General features: G+C 33.7%; 21 protein-coding genes, 1 tRNA gene and 2 pseudogenes. 13 read left to right on the top strand and 11 right to left on the bottom strand.

Annotated features, from left to right (window positions below):
* Window positions 1-3: 3 nt before the first annotated feature.
* From LNP23_RS18540 to LNP23_RS23000, 6 genes are all read left to right on the top strand, one after another.
* A complete protein-coding gene (locus LNP23_RS18540) occupies window positions 4-2,427 on the top strand; it encodes an ABC transporter permease (protein WP_230002359.1) in 2,424 nt (807 codons plus the stop codon).
* The gene (locus tag LNP23_RS18535) at window positions 2,420-3,715 is read left to right on the top strand and encodes a TolC family protein (protein ID WP_230002358.1); all 1,296 of its coding nucleotides are present in this window, start codon (window positions 2,420-2,422) and stop codon (window positions 3,713-3,715) included. Before LNP23_RS18540 ends, LNP23_RS18535 begins: the two co-directional genes overlap by 8 nt.
* 57 nt (window positions 3,716-3,772) lie before the next feature.
* Window positions 3,773-4,198 carry a hypothetical protein gene (locus tag LNP23_RS18530; RefSeq protein WP_230002357.1) on the top strand — a complete coding sequence of 142 codons (426 nt, stop codon included), beginning with the start codon at window positions 3,773-3,775 and terminating at the stop codon, window positions 4,196-4,198.
* Between the two features lie 826 nt (window positions 4,199-5,024).
* Window positions 5,025-5,906: a bestrophin family protein gene (locus LNP23_RS18525; RefSeq protein ID WP_230002356.1), complete on the top strand. Its 882-nt coding sequence runs from the start codon at window positions 5,025-5,027 to the stop codon at window positions 5,904-5,906.
* A 36-nt stretch (window positions 5,907-5,942) separates the two neighbouring features.
* Window positions 5,943-6,398, top strand: coding sequence for an MgtC/SapB family protein (locus tag LNP23_RS18520; protein WP_230002355.1), 456 nt, complete (start codon window positions 5,943-5,945; stop codon window positions 6,396-6,398).
* Window positions 6,399-6,605: 207 nt separating this feature from the next.
* Window positions 6,606-7,037: an IS6 family transposase gene (locus tag LNP23_RS23000; protein ID WP_428979166.1), complete on the top strand. Its 432-nt coding sequence runs from the start codon at window positions 6,606-6,608 to the stop codon at window positions 7,035-7,037.
* Here LNP23_RS23000 and LNP23_RS18515 read toward each other — a convergent pair.
* The 6 genes and pseudogenes from LNP23_RS18515 to LNP23_RS18490 form a co-directional block, all read right to left on the bottom strand.
* Window positions 6,956-7,669: pseudogene (locus LNP23_RS18515) on the bottom strand (arsenic resistance protein); the annotation flags it as partial. The gene LNP23_RS23000 and the pseudogene LNP23_RS18515 sit on opposite strands and share 82 nt — an antisense overlap.
* Window positions 7,656-8,285, bottom strand: a complete 630-nt coding sequence (locus tag LNP23_RS18510) for an arsenate-mycothiol transferase ArsC (protein ID WP_230002354.1) — start codon at window positions 8,283-8,285, stop codon at window positions 7,656-7,658. The gene LNP23_RS18510 and the pseudogene LNP23_RS18515, both read right to left, overlap by 14 nt.
* 38 nt (window positions 8,286-8,323) lie before the next feature.
* Window positions 8,324-8,797, bottom strand: coding sequence for a DUF6428 family protein (locus LNP23_RS18505; protein WP_230002353.1), 474 nt, complete (start codon window positions 8,795-8,797; stop codon window positions 8,324-8,326).
* A gap of 43 nt (window positions 8,798-8,840) precedes the next feature.
* Window positions 8,841-9,326, bottom strand: coding sequence for a GNAT family N-acetyltransferase (locus LNP23_RS18500; protein WP_230002352.1), 486 nt, complete (start codon window positions 9,324-9,326; stop codon window positions 8,841-8,843).
* A gap of 10 nt (window positions 9,327-9,336) precedes the next feature.
* Window positions 9,337-9,669 carry an ArsR/SmtB family transcription factor gene (locus LNP23_RS18495; RefSeq protein ID WP_047779333.1) on the bottom strand — a complete coding sequence of 111 codons (333 nt, stop codon included), beginning with the start codon at window positions 9,667-9,669 and terminating at the stop codon, window positions 9,337-9,339.
* Between the two features lie 112 nt (window positions 9,670-9,781).
* Window positions 9,782-10,237 (bottom strand): hypothetical protein, encoded by a 456-nt coding sequence (locus LNP23_RS18490; protein ID WP_230002351.1) that lies wholly within the window; start codon window positions 10,235-10,237, stop codon window positions 9,782-9,784.
* Between the two features lie 129 nt (window positions 10,238-10,366).
* On the opposite strand from LNP23_RS18490, the gene LNP23_RS18485 reads away from it, so the two are divergent.
* Complete coding sequence (locus tag LNP23_RS18485) at window positions 10,367-10,519, top strand: hypothetical protein (protein ID WP_230002350.1); 153 nt, start codon at window positions 10,367-10,369, stop codon at window positions 10,517-10,519.
* 277 nt (window positions 10,520-10,796) lie between these two features.
* Here the strand turns inward: LNP23_RS18485 and LNP23_RS18480 are convergent.
* The 5 genes and pseudogenes from LNP23_RS18480 to LNP23_RS18460 all read right to left on the bottom strand — a co-directional run bounded on the left by LNP23_RS18480 (window position 10,797) and on the right by LNP23_RS18460 (window position 14,094).
* Window positions 10,797-10,877: transfer RNA gene (locus tag LNP23_RS18480), tRNA-Tyr, on the bottom strand.
* Window positions 10,878-11,735: 858 nt separating this feature from the next.
* A pseudogene (locus tag LNP23_RS18475) lies at window positions 11,736-12,122 on the bottom strand (TlpA family protein disulfide reductase); the annotation flags it as partial.
* Between the two features lie 18 nt (window positions 12,123-12,140).
* On the bottom strand, window positions 12,141-12,902 hold the full coding sequence (locus tag LNP23_RS18470) for a DUF4369 domain-containing protein (RefSeq protein WP_047777119.1): 762 nt from the start codon (window positions 12,900-12,902) through the stop codon (window positions 12,141-12,143).
* Window positions 12,903-13,162: 260 nt separating this feature from the next.
* Complete coding sequence (locus LNP23_RS18465; protein ID WP_047777121.1) at window positions 13,163-13,603, bottom strand: KTSC domain-containing protein; 441 nt, start codon at window positions 13,601-13,603, stop codon at window positions 13,163-13,165.
* 239 nt (window positions 13,604-13,842) lie between these two features.
* The gene (locus tag LNP23_RS18460) at window positions 13,843-14,094 is read right to left on the bottom strand and encodes a hypothetical protein (RefSeq protein WP_047777125.1); all 252 of its coding nucleotides are present in this window, start codon (window positions 14,092-14,094) and stop codon (window positions 13,843-13,845) included.
* Between the two features lie 89 nt (window positions 14,095-14,183).
* Here LNP23_RS18460 and LNP23_RS18455 point away from each other — a divergent pair, with 89 nt between their 5' ends.
* The 6 genes from LNP23_RS18455 (at window position 14,184) to LNP23_RS18430 (ending at window position 18,388) form a co-directional block, all read left to right on the top strand.
* On the top strand, window positions 14,184-14,723 hold the full coding sequence (locus LNP23_RS18455) for a hypothetical protein (RefSeq protein ID WP_230002349.1): 540 nt from the start codon (window positions 14,184-14,186) through the stop codon (window positions 14,721-14,723).
* Entirely contained in the window at window positions 14,723-14,872 is a 150-nt protein-coding gene (locus tag LNP23_RS18450; protein ID WP_230002348.1) for a hypothetical protein, read from the top strand. The genes LNP23_RS18455 and LNP23_RS18450 overlap by 1 nt, the downstream gene beginning before the upstream one ends.
* A gap of 167 nt (window positions 14,873-15,039) precedes the next feature.
* A complete protein-coding gene (locus tag LNP23_RS18445) occupies window positions 15,040-15,273 on the top strand; it encodes a hypothetical protein (protein ID WP_047777341.1) in 234 nt (77 codons plus the stop codon).
* Window positions 15,263-15,643, top strand: coding sequence for a YchJ family protein (locus LNP23_RS18440; protein WP_230002347.1), 381 nt, complete (start codon window positions 15,263-15,265; stop codon window positions 15,641-15,643). Before LNP23_RS18445 ends, LNP23_RS18440 begins: the two co-directional genes overlap by 11 nt.
* A 106-nt stretch (window positions 15,644-15,749) precedes the next feature.
* Window positions 15,750-16,868 (top strand): vWA domain-containing protein, encoded by a 1,119-nt coding sequence (locus LNP23_RS18435; protein ID WP_047777132.1) that lies wholly within the window; start codon window positions 15,750-15,752, stop codon window positions 16,866-16,868.
* 56 nt (window positions 16,869-16,924) lie between these two features.
* Window positions 16,925-18,388, top strand: coding sequence for an AAA family ATPase (locus tag LNP23_RS18430; RefSeq protein ID WP_230002346.1), 1,464 nt, complete (start codon window positions 16,925-16,927; stop codon window positions 18,386-18,388).
* Window positions 18,389-18,502 lie beyond the last annotated feature (114 nt).

Genomic DNA, 18,502 nt, shown 5'->3' with positions numbered 1-18,502 from the left:
AACATGATTAAAAATTGGACTAAAATATTTTTTTTCCACATCAAAAAAGATAAATTATTTTCTGCTCTAAATGTTTTGGGTTTGTCAATTGGAATTGCAGGTGTAATTTTTGCTTTACTGTACTGGAACGATGAACAGAATTACAACGACTGGAATTCTGAAAAGGATAATGTTTATCAGGTGTTAGTTAAATTGGGAGATATGCCTTTTGTTGGAGATAATTCCTTGCGATTAAAAAGTCATTTAGAAAAAGATTCAAATGTTGAAAAAATTGTTTTTGCTGATCGCTGGTATCAAAAGGACAAAATTATTTATAAAGGAAAAAAGGAATCAGTAGATAAAATTATCAATACTGAAAAAGATTTCTTTTCTCTTTTCCCGTTTACAATTATTCAAGGAAATACGATTTCTGCATTAAAAGATGATACAAGCGTTGCAATATCGGACGACCTTTCCAAAAAACTCTTTGGCAACGAGAATCCAATTGGAAAGCAGTTTTCTCTCTCTAATTCAATGGTGTCTGTGCGAGCTGTATACCATATACCCGGGAATTCGTCATTGGCTCCGGAAATTGTAATGAGCAGAATGAAAGATTTGATGTCTTTAGATAAAAATTCAGGTCTTTTTGTTTTAAAAATTCTTTTGAAAATTAAGGACCCTTCGAAAGTTGATGATACCAGAAAAATGCTGGAGAAGGCTTATTTTGATGAAATTCTTGTTAGAACTGCTAAAGAAGCTGGCTTTACACTTGAAGAGATTACTAAAAAAGCGGGTCGTTTTACAGTCGTAATGGAACCACTTTCAGGAGCAAGATTACATTCTATTACTGATGGATATCCAGAGGGTAGAGGAAATTATCAGTTCTTGCTAATTATGGTAGGCTTATCCGTTTTAATTCTTGTACTGTCTATTTTTAATTATGTTAATATGGCTACTGCCAATGCAGTAAAACGTGCTAAAGAAGTTGGTGTGCGTAAAATCCTGGGTGCGTCAAAAAGTAATATTAGAGTACAGTTTATTTGTGAGACCATATGCATTACTTTATTTTCAATCTTGTTAGCTTCAGTAGTTGTTGAATTAACGCTACCGTATTATAATAATTTTTTAGGCAAAGATCTCAGGTTTATTGGAGAGCAATTCTATTTGCAATTAGTTGTAATATTTATCATAACAGTTTTATTTGCAGGACTTTTTCCGGCGATTTACGTTTCTAATTTTGAAACGCTTAAGGTTCTGAAGGGGAATTTTGGCAGGAGTAAAAATGGAGTTTGGTTAAGAAACGGGATGTTAATTTTCCAGTTTGCTGTTGCCGCATTTTTCATTATTGGATCAAATATTGTCTATGAACAAGTAAAGTATTTAAACAACAAGGATTTAGGCTTTAAAGGGGATCAGGTAATAGCGGTATCATTAAATTTTCCCGATGCAGCATATCAGGTCGAAAAGGTTGGGCAAAATATTTACAATAAATATTCGACTATAAAACAAGAGTTATATAAAATTAAAGGTGTAGAAAGTATTTCTACAGGTTTGTTTTCTTTTGATGGAAGTGATAATTCTTTAGATCCAATTTTGTATCAGGATGTACTTTTTAGAGAAAAATATATCGGGATGGATTTTGGGATGCTTGACATGATGAAAATTAAAATGGTCAAAGGAAGAGGACTCAATGAAAAATTAGCTTCAGATACTATTAATTCTATTCTGTTGAATGAATCTGCTGTTAAATTAATGAATATGAAAGATCCCATAGGACAGGAAGTTGTAATAAGGGGTCGGAAGTTGAAAGTTGTAGGAATTGTGAAGGACTTTAATTTGTTGAGCCCTGAATCTAAAGTACCTCCGATGACTTTTTTCCATGTCAAAAGTTTGGATATGGCTGCTAATATTAACCAGGTTTATATCAAAATAAAAGCAGATGATATGGGGAATACAATTGCTGCAATTGAAAAATTCTGGGGAACTCATGTCGATAGAGAATATCCATTTAAGTATGATTTTGTAGATAAACAATATGCAAGAACCTACGAGGCCTATGTAAAACAAAAAAATCTTTTTTCATTGTTAAATGTAGTGGTCATTCTTGTTGCTCTTTTTGGACTTTTTGCTTTGGCTTCTTACTCTATAGAAAGACGAATGAAAGAGATTGCCATCAGAAAAACATTAGGTGCGGAAACCAATGAATTATTGAAAGAATTATCAAAACAATATGTTGTGTTTTGCATTATTGGATTTCTAACCGCATTGTTCCCTGTTTATTACTTTTTAAACAAATGGCTTGAAAATTTTGCATTCAGAGTGGATATCACTTTATTTCCATTTTTATTAGGGTTTGTTGTGTTGTTAATCCTTACGCTGATTATTGTATTGTCAAGGGCCTATCAAGCAACAAAAAGTGATGTTTTGAAATATTTAAAATATGAATAAAAGGATCGCTCTTACCATTCTCTTTTTAACATTTTCTGCTTTTGTAAGCGGCCAAGATATTTCTTGGACGCTTACAAAATGTATGGAAGTAGCTTTGCAAAATAACATAGATATCAAAATTAGGCAGCTTGAGGTTAAAAGAGTAGAAAAATTACAGAACTCTGTATTAAATCGGATGTTACCCGGTATTACTTTACATGGAGAGGAAGTATATAATTTTGGATCAACGATAGATCCTTCTACGAATGGTAGGGTAAGTTCTAATATCCAACAAGATAATTTTTACCTGAATGCAAGATCAAATTTAATTGATTTTAGCCACTTTACTAATGCTAAAAAAGACAAGATAAATATTGAATTGGCTCGTGTCGAAAAAGAAGTTTTAGAAAATGAATATAAGCTACAACTTTTAGAAAGTTACTATCAAGCTCTTTATACGCAAGAGTTATTAAAAATTCAGAATGAAGAACTTGTCCAATCTTTATTTAACTTAAATAGAGTTACAAAGGAAGTTGCTATTGGCAATAAGCCGCAAAGTGATTTGTATGACATGCAATTAAGTTATTCAGAAGATGAAAATCGGAATTTACAAACAGAGCAATTATATCTAATTAAAAAAAAGGAGTTGTTTCAATTAATGAATGTCTTTGATTTTGATGTGGATAAAATTAATTTAGAAACATCCAGAGAAGAAAATTCGCTTAATATTTCCGAAGAAAAGTATAATCCTAAAATAAAATTTTCGCTGCTAAATTATCAAAATAGCATGAAGTCAATAAATTTAGAAAAGGCAAGTAAATTACCTGTGTTATCGGCTTATTACGGGTATTCTACTTTTTTTTATAAAAATATTAATCAAACTACTTCAAATGATTTTTTTGTTCAATTATCAGATAATAAAAATCAGGAAGTAGGTATGCAGTTAGCTATTCCGATTTTTAATGGATTTAGAAGTAATAAAAGAATAAGTGCGGCTAAGATAGAAAGTGAAAAGGCAAAACTTGCAATGGAAAGAGCGAAACAAGAATTGGATAAAGAACTTGATTTAGAGGAACAAAAGAAAACAAACTATTTAAAGCTTCAGCAAAAATTGAATGAAAAACAGATGTTTGCAGAAGCTTCTTTCGGTACTACTCAGGCAAAATTCACTAATGGAAAAATAGAAGCTATTTTATATGCTACAGTAAAAAATCAATTTCTCGTAACAAAATATGAAGTTTTAAAAAATGATCTTCAATTACAATATATAGACCTTAAAATAAATTTATTGAAAAATAATAGTTTGTAAAAAATTAATGAAATCAATATGCAAAAAATAAAGAGGTTACTAAAAAACAGTACTATTATGCTATTGATACTATTTTCATTAGTGTTTTTCATTAGCTGTAATAGGAAAAATAAATTTAGAGAGAAATATCATTATTACAGGGCGATTAATGGACGTGATACAGCTGACTTAACTATTTCAAAAAGTAAAAATTATTTTAAGGGTGAATTTAAAATAATGTATGGAAGTAAGGCAATTATGGATTCAGGATATGTAAGGGGTAAAATAGTTGGAGATACATTAATTGGTAATTATTATTATATTTCTTATGGTGGTCAGGGAGAATCTCTACCAATTACACTATTGATGAGGAACAAAAAGTTAATTTATGGTTCCGGTGTTTTAACCAAATGGTTGGGTTTTCGTTATTTTGATACCGAAATACCAATTGATTTTGAATCTCCAAAATACATTTTTGAAAAAATAAATGAAAATGTAAAATAGTTTTAGGGATATTCAAATCCTTAAATTTTCAGATCTTCTCACGATTTTTGAGTCTCTTTGAAATAAAAAAAAGTCCTAATGAAAATTAGGACTTTTTTGGTGGAGAGAGCAGGATTGGAACCTATCGTTGTAAAGGCCTGCTTATACTACAATTTTATTTTTTTATTAGCGCTTGTGCCATGATTCTGCCACAAAACTAAAATTGTTAATTTTTAAGGTTAACTTTTAAAAATCACTTATATTTTCAAGATTATTTATTCTTTACAAGAATGCAAAAAATGGGAGTGCGAAAATGTTGTTTGTTTCTGTTTTTTAATTACTTACAACATGATGAGAAATGGATCAGAACTATAGCTCCGCATCCTGCTTATATATTGCATTTCTCAATATTTTTTTATGCTGCGCCACAAATTTTCTAAGTGTTTTTATAAATGTTGAACTCTCCAGACTTGTTTATCCGTTTAAATTTACACTATAATTCATTATTGCTTCAAGTGGAGAAAATACAAAATTTTCACGACTTTTCAATGACTCAAAGAAAAATTGCCTTAACATTTTGTGGCGGAAAAGGTATCAAGTCCAGGAGAAAAGCAGCTTGGGTCATGCTGTTTTTTCTTTTTATGATGTAGAGCCGCTGGAGTTCGTTACTTAATTCGGCGGTTTTAAGTTTTGGTATTCCTTTCTGAACCTTTACGTTTTTTAAAGTTTAATAACAGGCAGTCCAAATAGCGCTGTCGCATTTATAAAATAACTTTTACGTCAGTTTAAATTTTTATATTTGAATAATCAGATATTGAGTCAGTCGTTAAATTTATAATCATCATTTATGTTATTAAATAAAAGAATATCACTTTTGTATTTTGTCAATGAGATAAGATCGCAGATTTTACTGATCGTAGTATTTGCGGTATCAATTGGACTGCTCGATATGCATCCCATATTTCAACAGGTATCTCTGCCGTTAAGTATTCCCGCATTAGTGGGTACTGCGGTTTCTCTTCTTCTTGCTTTTCGGACAGCACAGTCGTACGAAAGATGGTGGGAAGCCCGAACCGTTTGGGGAGCTATAGTAAATGATTCCAGGACTTTAATCCGACAGATAATCCAATTTACCTCAAAGGAAAATAAAGAGATTGTTGAAGTTTTTACAGAAAGACAGATCATCTGGCTTTATGCATTGGGAGAGTCATTACGCAAGCAGCAGTTCTCATCCAGGGTACAGACTTACCTTACTACCTTTCAGATCAAAGCAGCTAATATACCAAATGCTTTGTTGGATGAGCACTCTTTGAACATTGCAGAAATGGCATCACGAGGCTTAATTTCAGAATTTAAACAGGTGCAGTTAAATGAAACATTAGCCAGGCTTTGCGATAGTATGGGCAAATGTGAGCGTTTAAAAAATACCGTCTTTCCAAAATCATACAGTGTATTGGTTCATATCTTGATCTATGTATTTGCAGCGATACTTCCCTTTGGTCTCGAAGACTCACAGTTGGTTGCAGAGGTTCTTATAACGATATTAATTCCTGTTTTGTTTATTTCGATAGAAAAAACAGCTATCATAATGCAGGATCCTTTTGAAAATACACCTGTTGACACACCAATGACTTCGCTTGCAAAAACAATAGAGATCAATCTGCTCGAAATGACAGGGGCAGTAAATATACCTGTAAAGGAAAAAAATGAGCTGTATTACGAGATGTAATAAGAGTTCAATGTGGCATTAAAAAAGTATTTCACTATGGATATAGAATTTGAACTGTTGCTCTCTGCCAAACTATTGTTGGCGCTTCTATTGGGAGGAATTATTGGTGTTGAGAGAGAAAGAGAACATCAGAATGCAGGTGTGCGAACTTTTGCCTGTATTTGTGTGGCTTCTTGTCTTTTTGTTTCTATTGCTGCTCATCTCACAGAAGATAAATCTGCTATTGCCAGAATGCTTGCGGCTATTGCAACAGGACTTGGTTTTATAGGAGCCGGACTTATTTTTAGGGATGAAAAAAATCTTCCTAAGGGATTAACAACTGCAGCTGGTTTATGGACAACTTCTGCTGTAGGTATGGCCATCGCACTCAATATGTTTGTTATTGCAATCTGTTCTACAGCCATTATCCTTTTGATTTTTACAATTAATCAGTTTTCTTGGTATAGAAAATTTGTTGGGAAATTATTTAAAGATAAAAACCTTAAAAAATAATAAATCGATGGGCGCTGCGCAGAAATCTTTCAAAAAGTTAAGATTCTACCGCTCCCGTACGAATCCTTTTGTTTGGTGCATAGAAAAATCGACAAAGACAACAAATACAAAACCCGTTATTTAGCGGGTTTTGTTGTAAATACAACAAATCTTGGCTTTGTCGCATTTGCAAATAGCTTTTACCTTTAAAGATTTAAAACTCATCAAATGAATACTAAAGGTCATTGTTATCCTAAGTCTATTATTCTTCAAGCGGTTTATTTTAAATTAAGATTTACATTGAGTTATAGGGATGTCGAGGATATAATGAAAATGCTTGGAATACAAGTGGATCATTCGACAATTCAGCGCTGGTTATTTAAATTTACTCCACTGATCGAATCACAGATGAGGAAGAGAAAAGGTAGAGTGGGAGCTAGCTGGAGAATGGACGAAACTTATATAAAAATTAAAGGTATTTGGTGCTATTTATATAGGGTAGTCGATAAATTGAGTAACACAGCAGATTTTCTTCTGACCAGAAGAAGGCAAAGAATGAGTGCTCAGTCATTTTTAATTAAGGCAATAAATAATAACTGCAGACCCAGGTTAATAAATATAGATAAAAGCGGCTCGAACACTAGTGCTATAAGAGTATAACGACTTACGATTCCGAGTGCAAAAGGAATACCTAAATATATGCCGACACTCTCGGCGATCTGTGCAATACTGATATTTACTTCAAAACCGTTGTACCCAAAATAAGGAGGGAGAATGGTAATAAAGATATAAGCATATACGCTGTAAAGCAAAACTTGAAAAATACTGTTAAGTGCTATCAGACCAGCAGCATATTGTCTATTTCCATCTGCCAGATCATTCCATACAACAACCATAGCAATACAGCGTGCCAGACCGATAAGAATAACTCCGATCATGTATTGAGGATATCCGTTTAAAAACAGCAGAGCTAATAAAAACATCAAGATAGGACCCACAATCCAGTTTAGAAATAAGGAAGTAGCTAGAACTTTAGTATTTTTGAAAACCTGTCCCATCTGTTCATATTTTACTTTAGCTAACGGAGGATACATCATAAGAATAAGTCCAATGGCAAGAGGAATATTTGTTGTTCCGCTTGAAAAAGAATTGATAAAATCACCGCTGGAAGGAATGAAATATCCTATTGATACGCCGACAGCCATAGCAATGAAAATCCAAAGTGTTAAATATCGATCAAGGAAACTTAATTTTTTGCCTCTTAAGGTTGGCGTAAAGTTATCTGCTAACATTTTGATATTTGATTTTTGAAAATATATAAAACATTTCGGCTCCAATTTGAAGACTTCGCTTAAGATATATTTCTTTTTGTTCTGGTGTACCGTCAGAAATTTTGGGGTCTTCAAAAGTTATTGGAATTCGTTTTTCTGCACCAGCTATAAAAGGACATCCTGCGTCAGCCTGTGAACAGGTCATTATTGCTGCAAATTCGCTTTCCGGGTTGAATTCATCATCATAAGCTTTAGAAAAACCAATCACAGGAAATTCATTCGCTGAGTACTTTATAGAATATACCGGGTTTGTTCCTTCAGATATTGTTTTAATCTTAAATCCTGAAATCTGCAAAGTTTCTGCTACTATAGGAAATAGAGCTGTAGTTTCCGTTCCACCTGAATAGCATGTAACACTCTTTATTTTATAATAGGCAGCAGCGGTCTGTGCCCAGACCTGCGATAAGTGACTCCTTCTGGAATTATGGGTGCAGATTAAATTCAATCTGATTTCCAGTTTATTATCTGTTTTATTTTGAATATAATCAATCAATGGTTGTACAGCACTTTTTCGATCTTCTGAAATCTGCTCAAAATCAAACAAATTAATTGTTTTTTTAATCTCGGAATATAACATAGTTTTATTGGCTGTAATGGTTTAAAAATGTTTAATAGTTAGCAGCATCCTCCACCTGGCGTACAAGAATTGGTGTTGTCAGAATTTAATTGCGATAATTTTACTTTGGGCTTATCCGACGGAATTCCGCACTGTTCCTGAGCAAGGCAGGCTGTCTGCTTATTTAGTAAAACGAAATTTGAACCATTAAAATCTAAATCATATTTACCGATAGTAGTGTCTTGGTATTCTACTTCAATTTCATGATCTTCAATACCAAGAACTTTCTGAGATAGTTCAATTATATGAATTAGTTTTTGAGGTTTGAGTCTGTGCTCATAATCATTAGCATCCCAAAGTTGGAAATTTACTACAGTTTCTTCTCTTACGGTTCCTCCGCAGTCTATGAAGTTTTTAGTAATTAAACCAATTTCGGTTACGTGAAAGTATTCCGGAACAAGTTTCCCATTTGGCAATTCAAAATTTACGGCATTTGCTGTTTTTAATACTTCTTTAATTTCTGAAAGTTTCATAATTTTATATATTTAGTTAAACTATTTCTTCTTTTAATAAGAGTTAAATGACAAGACTGCTTCTTCTTTCTAGAAGAACGGTGTCTCTCCAAATTCCATTTTGTTTTCCAATTTTTTCTCTTATTCCAAGTATTCTGAACCCTGCTTTTTCATGTATGCGAAGACTTGCTATATTCTCAGGAAAGATTCCAGCTTGTAGTGTCCAGATCCCTTCTGTTTCACTTTTCTTTACAAGTTCATTTAAAAGCATAAAACCTATTCCTTTTCCGGAATGAGCAGGATCAACATATACACTTACTTCAGCAACTCCGGCATAAACGCAGCGAGAAGAAACAGGAGTTAGAGCAGCCCAGCCTATTAGTCTGTTGTTACTTTCGATTACAATTCTGCAGGACGAAAGATGTGACTGATCCCACTCTTCCCACGACGGAGCGCTGGTTTGAAAAGTAGCATTGCCAGCCTGTATTCCTTTTTCGTAAATTAATTTGACCTGCGGCCAGTCTTCAGCTAAAAGTTTTCTGATTTCCATATCTATTAAATTAGCAGCATTCATTTCTTTTTTTAGCAAGATGATCTGATATATGCTCAAAGAAGCCTTTTATCTTTTCAAGCCCGGGTTCATTGATACAGTAGCAGATAGAGTTTCCTTCTATGCTTCCTTTAATTAAACCGGCAGTTTTTAGTTCTTTTAGATGCTGCGAAACTGTTGGCTGAGAGAGAGGAAGTTCATTTACAATATCCCCGCAGATGCAGGTATCTACCTTTAATAAATATTCTATTATAGCAATACGTGCAGGATGACCTAATGCTTTAGCTAATACTGCCAGTTCATTCTGGCTGGCTGTAAAAAAATCTGTTTTTGTAATTCCCATCGGTATATATTTATATTGCAATATTACGATATAGTTTTTAAAGAAAAAAGCAAAAGGTATCGGTTTTTATTGTAAAGCAAAAAAAGAAGCTCATTTTGAGCTTCTTTTTTATTTAATGTTTGCCATTTCCATGACCATTTCCGTGATTACCATTATCATGTTTGTCTTTGTTGTTTCCTTTCCCCGGTTTTTGTCCGATTGTTTTTTGAGGTTTTCCTTTATATCCTTTCCCATATTTTGATTTATGGTTTTTGAAATTATCATAAGGACTATTTCCTCTATAGTCAGTCAATACTACTTTGTATTCATTATATAAATCATAATTTCTATAAACAGAAGGTAATGATCTGTTTCTGATCCATCTTCCGTTACTGATGTATACATAATTTGAGGAGCTTACATCATAATATGCTTCAAGATCGGGCAGGTAGTAATAACGAGCATTATCGTAACCAACCGGTCCCCATGCGGGAGGAGTTCCAATGTTTACATTTACGGATACTTGCGCATGTGAGTTGCTAAAAGAAAGGAACAAAATTCCGATCATAAGATATTTTAGAGTTTTCATAATTTTATTTTTTAGTATTAAAAATTTATAAAAAGCAAAAATAAGGCCAAAATGGTTGTTATTGATCTAATTTGGTTTTGTCGCATCTTGGAATAACTTTTATCTTTAGAATTTTAAACCGATCAAAAAATGAATACTAAAGGTTATTATTTTCCAAAATACATAATTCTTCAGTCAGTATATTTCAAATTAAAATTTACACTTAGTTATTGGGATGTTGAAGAAATAATGAAGATTAAAGGAGTGATTGTAGATCATGCCACGATTCAGCATTGGATTTAAAAGTTTGACTTTTGCTTGAGGCAGATATGAAGAAGAGAAAAGGTAGATTGGAGTAGAGTTGTAGATTGGATAAGACCTATATCAAAGTAAAAGGTATTTGATGTTATTTATATATAGCGGTAGATAAATTAGGCAATACGGTAGGCTTTCTTTTGACCGGAAAAAATAGATAATGAGCGCTCAGTCATTTCTAATCCTTAAATTTTCAGATCTTCTCACAATTTTTGAGTCTCTTTGAAATAAAAAAAAGTCCTAATTTTCATTAGGACTTTTTTAGTGGGGAGAGCAGGATTCGAACCTGCGAAGTTCACACAGCAGATTTACAGTCTGCCCTCGTTGGCCGCTTGAGTATCTCCCCGAAGCTTGTTTTGTTGCGCTTTGTTGTGCTAAGCGGTTGCAAATATAGGAACGTTTTCTATGTTTACAAACAAAAACCGAACTTAATTTTAAGTTATTTTAAAGAAGTTTTTTTAACTCATTGGTGTTGAATAAAATAAAAAAGTATCAAACAAAGATTTTTTTTACTTTGTTCTGAATATTGAGGCCATTTAGTAGAAAGCCCTAGAGTTTTTGCTCTTAAGATGTGTCTTTTTTAGTTTGAGTAGTTGTTTTTTCTGATGAAAAGTGTGAAAGTAATAAAGAGACAAAGAGACAAAGAGATAAAGAGACAAAGCGGCAAAGCGGCAAGGTTTTGTTTAATAGCCTCCAGCTTTAGCTGGAGATAAAAAAAGGGATATAGAGAGGCTTTAGCCAAAACTATATGTTTTCGCTTCTGAGAGGTTAGTTATTCTTCTTATGATAAAGATTTGCAACAACAGCACACAATATTTAAAGCTTATTATAGGATTACGATTAAAGACTAAGGTACTTTGAGAACAATAGTGTTTAAGTCGCACGCTAAGAAACAAAAATGAACAGTCTTAGTGGAAATCTACAGAAAAAGAGTTTGTATCTCTAAGAGCTAAAAACAACACTCTTTGGATAAAATTTGTAGCTTTTACGGTTAATCAGTCAAAGTAAATTGAGAGAAGACGCTCCCAGTTTTAACCTGAAACCTGAAACCTGAAACCTGAAACCTGAAACTTGAAACTTGAAACTTGAAACCTGAAACCTGAAACTTGAAACGTGAAACCTGAAACAAAACCCCCAAGAAAACCCCTCACATAACAAAAAAATCTCCACTAAGGGAGATTTTTTTAAGGTATTCCGACGGCTGTTATTTAGCCAAAAGTTCTAAGATTTTTGCTCTTAATTCGGGACCTCTTAAGTCTTGAGCAACTACTTTACCGGTTGCATCAAGTATAAAAGTGGCTGGAATCGATTCCACATTGTATTGTTTCGCGATTGGCTCTTCCCAGTATTTTAAGTTAGAAACCTGTGTCCATGTAAGGCCATCTTTTGCGATTGCTTCTTTCCATGCACCGGCTTCTTTGTCTAAAGAAACACCAACAATATTTAATCCTTTTGAATGTAGTTCTTTGTAAATAGCTACAACATTAGGATTTTCTTTTCTGCATGGCCCACACCAAGATGCCCAAAAGTCTACAATAGTTACTTTTCCTAAACTCTGTTTAAGCGAAATAACTTTTCCTTCCGGATTAGGCGCAGAAAAATCAGATCTTCATTTAGCGTTACCAACGGCAGGAGCTGTAGCACCAACTGCAGGCATTTTTGCTTGACCTATTTTTGTTTTGATTTCTTTACCAGGAATCGTGTTTTTTAAAGACTCATCTAAAGAGTTGTATAAAGCTTCAGCTTTTTTGATATCAGTTGATGGATCTCCTAACATACCTTGAATGATCAAAGCAGAGATGTAAGATTTTGGGTGACCTTCAGCATAAGCAACATATTTCTTTTTAGAATCTGCTTGTACTTCTGTTTGAATAGTCATGTATTGTTTCATCAAACCGTTGATAGTTGCTGTATCTTGAGCTTGTTGAGCTGCTTGCATTTTCTGAGTGTTGTTTTTCTGAAAATCAGCTAATCTTTTTTGAGTTTTAGTAAGTTCAGCATTAAATGTAGTATACTCATCATTATTATAAGTACCTGACACTTTAGATTTGTGGATGCTGTCTTTATCAACTGCAACAAGAATCTCTCCTGTTTCTAAGATAAAAGGGATTGGATTGTTAGCTCCTTGAAGGATTAAAGTATGAAAAGCCGGTTCAGTTACTTTTCCTTTGATTTCGAATTTTCCGTTTTCAACTTTTACAGTGTCTAGAGCGACAGTCATTTTTGTTGCTGGGTCTTGACCTTGTAGGATGATCGTTTTTCCGTTTTCAATTCCTTTTGCGGTTCCTGTAATTAGGTATTCTCCGTCTTTAACTTTGCTGCATGAAATTATCGCTACAGAAGCAGTTAGTAAAAAAAGTATTTTTTTCATTATAAAAAATTAATTAGTTAATTGATTTGTGCAACAAAAGTATCTAAAAATATAAAATATAAAGAATTTTGTCGCCTAAAATTTTGTTATAGTTTTTTTAGGGTTAAATATCATGTTGTCAGGCTGTTTGTTTGTGAAAAAGACACTGAAACTTATAATGCTATTATTATTTCAAAGTAAATAGCGCAATTTTTTATTTTAAAAACATAAAAAAAGCATCCTGTTGCCAGAATGCTTATATAGATAGTTTGTGTGTAAATCTATTCTTGATTTGTTTTCTTTCTCCAAGTAAAAGAGTTCAAAATGTGTCTTTTTGCAAATCTTCCAGGAGAATCTGCGTTTACCATTTTTACATAAGTAGCTTTAGGAACACTGATGTATTCGTAAACACTTCCGTTAGAGAAATCAATAATTAAACGTCCTTCAACAAATTTATAATCTGTAATAGAACAAGTCGAAATTGTTTCAGTGTATTCAGGTAAATTAGTTTTAATCGTTTCAGGATTAATACTTACCAAAAAGTGATAAGCTTCAATGATCGCTTTACTTTTCTCTTCTGCAGCTTTCAAACCAGCATCATCACCTTGAAATTTATCAGGATGAGATTCTTTCATCGCATTACGATAAATTGTTTTAAGATCTTTTAATTCTGCAGTTTTGTCTACATTTAATAACTTACGGTATTCAACTATTTTTTTCATAAATAAAAGGTAACTTCTTGTCTATTAGTTTGAAATGAATATTTAATACTTCAAAACGACAATTTTTTTGCAAAGGTACACTTTTTTTTAACTTTTTAGATTTCAAGGAAAAAATATTCAGAATTTTTAAAGTTCCGGGACTTGGTTTGCAGTCGTAGTCCCAGTTTTCAGTCTCAGTCGCAAAGAGAGTTGGCGTGCAAGGAGCGACTGCGACTGAAAACTGCGACAGAAAACTCTTTTTACTTATTCTCCGGCTTGTTATTCGCCTTATCGAAGTTTTTAGATTTTTTTGGATACTTATCGTAGCTAATATCGCTTGGATTTTCGATAATCGATTTGATCGTAATCATATCGCCAACAGTAAAATTAGTGTGGGCAATTTTGTAATCTAAAAGATATGCTCCACAAAAATAATTGTTGTTTTCATCTTTTTCTATAACGCCGGTATAAACTCCTTTTTGCATCATTTTATCGTGTGAGTCTTTAGACATAACTTTCTTTGTTTTTAAATTGAAGTTGCAAAGTTAATCAATATATCGTTTGGTTTAGGGAGTTCAGGACAATCTGAGTATATTTGCATATGCAAAAAAACTTTAGACCCCATCCTAATTCTTTTAAAAATACATTTTGTGTCTTTCAGGAAGTTTTACCGGATGCGATTACAGGTTTAAAAATTCAGTTCGAAAGTAAAGCCGGTAGTACTTATTATTATACCGAAAACGGAATGTACAGGATTTCGAATCATTGGGGAAGATTGGCTAACAGTAAATGGCGATTGGTAGCAATGGAGCCGGAGACAGTGTCAAAAACAAAAATAGGTTTTGCGGCCTGGAGCGAATTTCATCCTGACAATGCAATAGAAAAATTGTATTATATTCAGGCCGATTTTGATCAGAATACGGTCAATTATCAGCATAAAAACAATCCTGAGTATGACAAAGAAGCAGTTTTAAGAACTAGTTTTGAAACCACAAAACGGATCAAACAAATTAGAAATCTGCAGCAATTGACTTCTTGGGCCAAACATTTTGAAGAAGATATAGACGTTTTGAGAGAGAAGATAATCACAGAATTGATTTTTACCGAAAAAACATTAGAAGAAATTAAAAGAGAAATATAATGGGACGCAACAACGAAAGGAATATCAAAAAGCACAATGACAAATTGCACAAAGCCCAAAACAAAGTGAAACAGGCTGAAATTGCGCGTAAAGAAAAGCTAAAAGAAATTATAAAAAAGTTTAACGAAGATAAGGCTACTGAAGAATAGTACGTTTGCCACGAATTTCACGAATTGTCACTAATTTTATACGCAATATTGGAAGACATTGGTTAATTAACTGAACTTTGATGGCGACTATTTTTAAAAAGTTTTTTCAAAAGTAATTCGTGATAATTCGTGAAATTCGTGGCTAAAAAATAAAAACAACATAAAATATGAATACAAAATTCGAAGATTTAAAAACAAGTGTACAAGAGATAATTGATTTAATCGCTGCCAAACAAGAGAAGGAAGCCAATAATAAATTACTGGAAGTAAGCGAAACTCTTGACGAATTACTTGATTTTGCAGAAGAAGACGAAGAATTAAGAGAAATTAGCAGGTACCAGGTTTTATTAAATCAACTGCATGTGAAAATCAATGGAGAAGAGCAGGTTGATGGAGAGTAAAAAATGCTTTTGTGATACCGGTTTGTTGTTTGATGAGTGTTGTGGATTGTATCTTGACAAGAATCAGCAAGCACCAACCGCACTGGCTCTAATGCGTTCCAGATATTCGGCCTACGCAACTCATAATGCCGATTATCTATTAGAAACAACTTATGTTTCGGAAAGACCGTATTATTCAAAAGCCGAAATACTGAATTGGGCGACTGCTAATGAATGGCAAAAATTAGAAATTATAAGTTTTGCCGAGACAACAGTCGAATTTAAAGCGTACTTTTTAGACAACGAGCGTAAACCCCAAACGCATTACGAATTTTCTACTTTTAAATTCGAAAATAATAGCTGGTTTTATTTCGACGGAAAGTTTGAATAATATACAATTTCGGAGCTAATTTCGGACTATTTTCGGCGTTTTTTTTAACTAAAAATTAATAAGCGTTTCGTTTTTCATAATTCTAAAAAACCGTAATTTTAGAATTATGAAAAACGAATTTAAAAAAGGTTTTTACTTTAAGACATACGAAGCCCCATTTCAGTCTCCGTTTGAAAAGCTTTTCGGGATTTTCAAGGAGCTTATCACTCATACCTCAGGAGATTTTGATGAAGCTATAGACTGGCTTCGCGAATTGGATAAGGAATACAAACTCACCGATGAACACTACACTATCGATGATTTTATTGAAGATCTGAAAAAGAAAGGTTATATAAAAGACGAAGCCAAAGAAGACGGTACTTCTGGTTTTGGAATAACAGCAAAAACAGAACGAGCCATCAGGCAACAAGCTTTGGATCAGATTTTCGGTAATTTGAAGCGTTCCGGTAACGGAAATCATAAAACCAAATACGCCGGTAACGGTGACGAACATACAGGCGAATTCCGTGAATTTAGTTTTGGAGACGGCCTGGAACGTATTTCTCTGACAGAAAGTTTAAGAAATGCTCAGATCAATAATGGTGTGGAAAGTTTTATGCTTACCGAAAATGATTTGGTGGTCGAAGAAACCCAATATAAAGCACAAATGAGTACCGTTCTGATGATTGATATCAGTCACAGTATGATTTTGTATGGGGAAGACCGCATTACACCGGCAAAAAAAGTAGCCATGGCATTGGCTGAATTAATCACAACACGATACCCAAAGGATACACTCGATATCTTGGTTTTTGGAAATGACGCCTGGACGATTCCAATCAAAGATTTACCGTATTTGCAAGTTGGTCCTTACCATACCAATACCGTTGCCGGTTTGCAATTGGCGATGGATATTTTGCGAAGAAAACGAAATACCAACAAACAAATTTTCATGATTACCGACGGAAAACCGAGTTGTGTTCGCGAGCGTGATGGTTCCTATTATATGAACAGTAACGGTCTGGACGAATATATCGTAGACAAATGTTATACACAAGCACAACAAGCCAGAAAATTACATATCCCGATTACGACCTTTATGATTGCAAACGATCCCTATTTGCAACGTTTTGTGAATCATTTCACAGAAGCCAATCAGGGTAAAGCATTTTATACCGGATTAAAAGGTCTGGGGGAAATGATTTTTGAAGATTATGAAACCAATAGGAAAAAACGGGTAAGGTAGAGACGCACGTAGAGACGCACTGCTGTGCGTCTCTACCAAAATTTTAAATAATTAACATGAAAATAGAAAACATAAATACATTAGGTCAATTAAAAACATCAGGATATAAAACCAAATCGATCAAAGACGAATTGAGAGAAAATCTTAGAGAGAAAATTAAATCAGGACAACCTGTTTTTGAAGGCGTTCATGGCTTTGAAAATACCGTAATTCCAGAGTTGGAACGCGCTATTTTGTCCCGTCATAATATTAATTTATTAGGTCTTCGTGGTCAGGCTAAAACCAGATTAGCGCGTAAAATGATCGAATTGTTAGACGAATACATTCCGTTTGTCTCCGGTTCTGAAATAAACGACGATCCTTTAAATCCGATTTCCCGTTTCGCAAAAAATCTTATTTTGGAGAAAGGAGAAGACACGCCAATTTCGTGGTTGCACAGAAGCGATCGTTTTTTTGAAAAACTGGCCACTCCCGATGTTACTGTTGCTGATTTAATAGGTGATGTTGATCCGATAAAAGCGGCCAATTTAAAGTTGTCTTATGCGGACGACCGTGTGATTCATTTTGGAATGATTCCGAGAGCAAATCGTTGTATTTTTGTAATTAACGAATTGCCTGATTTACAAGCCAGGATTCAGGTGGCTTTGTTTAATATTTTACAGGAAGGAGATATTCAGATTAGAGGTTTTAAGTTAAGAATGCCGCTTGATATGCAGTTTGTTTTTACCGCAAATCCGGAAGATTATACCAATAGAGGAAGTATTGTTACACCGCTTAAAGACAGAATCGGTTCTCAGATTTTAACGCATTATCCGGAAACAGTAGAAATTGCGAGAACAATTACTGAGCAAGAAGCGAAATTAGACGAAAATCAAAGTGAAATTGTCTATGTACCAAGTCTGGCAAAAGACATTTTGGAACAAATAAGTTTTGAAGCGCGTGATAGCGAATACATTGACAATAAAAGTGGTGTAAGTGCCAGAATGAGTATCACAGCATTTGAGAATTTAATCAGTACTGCAGAACGTCGCGCTTTGATTGCAGGAGTTGATAAAACGACCTTGCGTTTATCAGATTTTATAGGAGTCATTCCATCTATTACCGGAAAAGTAGAGTTGGTTTACGAAGGAGAGCAGGAGGGAGCTGCCGCTGTGGCTCAAAATTTGATCGGATTAGCCGTTCGTACTTTGTTTTCGCAACTTTTCCCTAAGATTGAAAAACTCGAAAAACCGGATGAGAAAACTCCATATTCCGATATTATTGATTGGTTTTTTGCAGAGAGCGGATTTGAACTGTTGGACGATTGTTCAGATGCGGACTATCAAGGTATACTGGATGAAGTAACTCCTTTAGAGACTTTGGTAAAAAAATACCATCCGCAATTGGATAAAAAAGACAGGTATTTTGTAAAAGAATTTGTTTTATGGGGATTGGTAGAATATCGAAAACTAAGCAAAGATCGCTTCGCAAAAGGACATCAGTTTAAAGATATATACGGAAGTTATATTAGTAAATTTTAAATAATTTAAAAAAACAAACCCGACAGGTTTCTAAAACCTGTCGGGTTTAATACGTAAGTTATATCAGTAAAATTTAAATTTAAAATAATAACAAACCTAACAGATTTCAAAATC

The organism is Flavobacterium cupriresistens (assembly GCF_020911925.1).
GTDB classification, from domain to species: Bacteria; Bacteroidota; Bacteroidia; order Flavobacteriales; family Flavobacteriaceae; genus Flavobacterium; species Flavobacterium cupriresistens.
The sequence above is the reverse complement of the archived record's forward strand: the minus strand, read 5'-3'. Positions and strand labels throughout refer to the sequence as shown.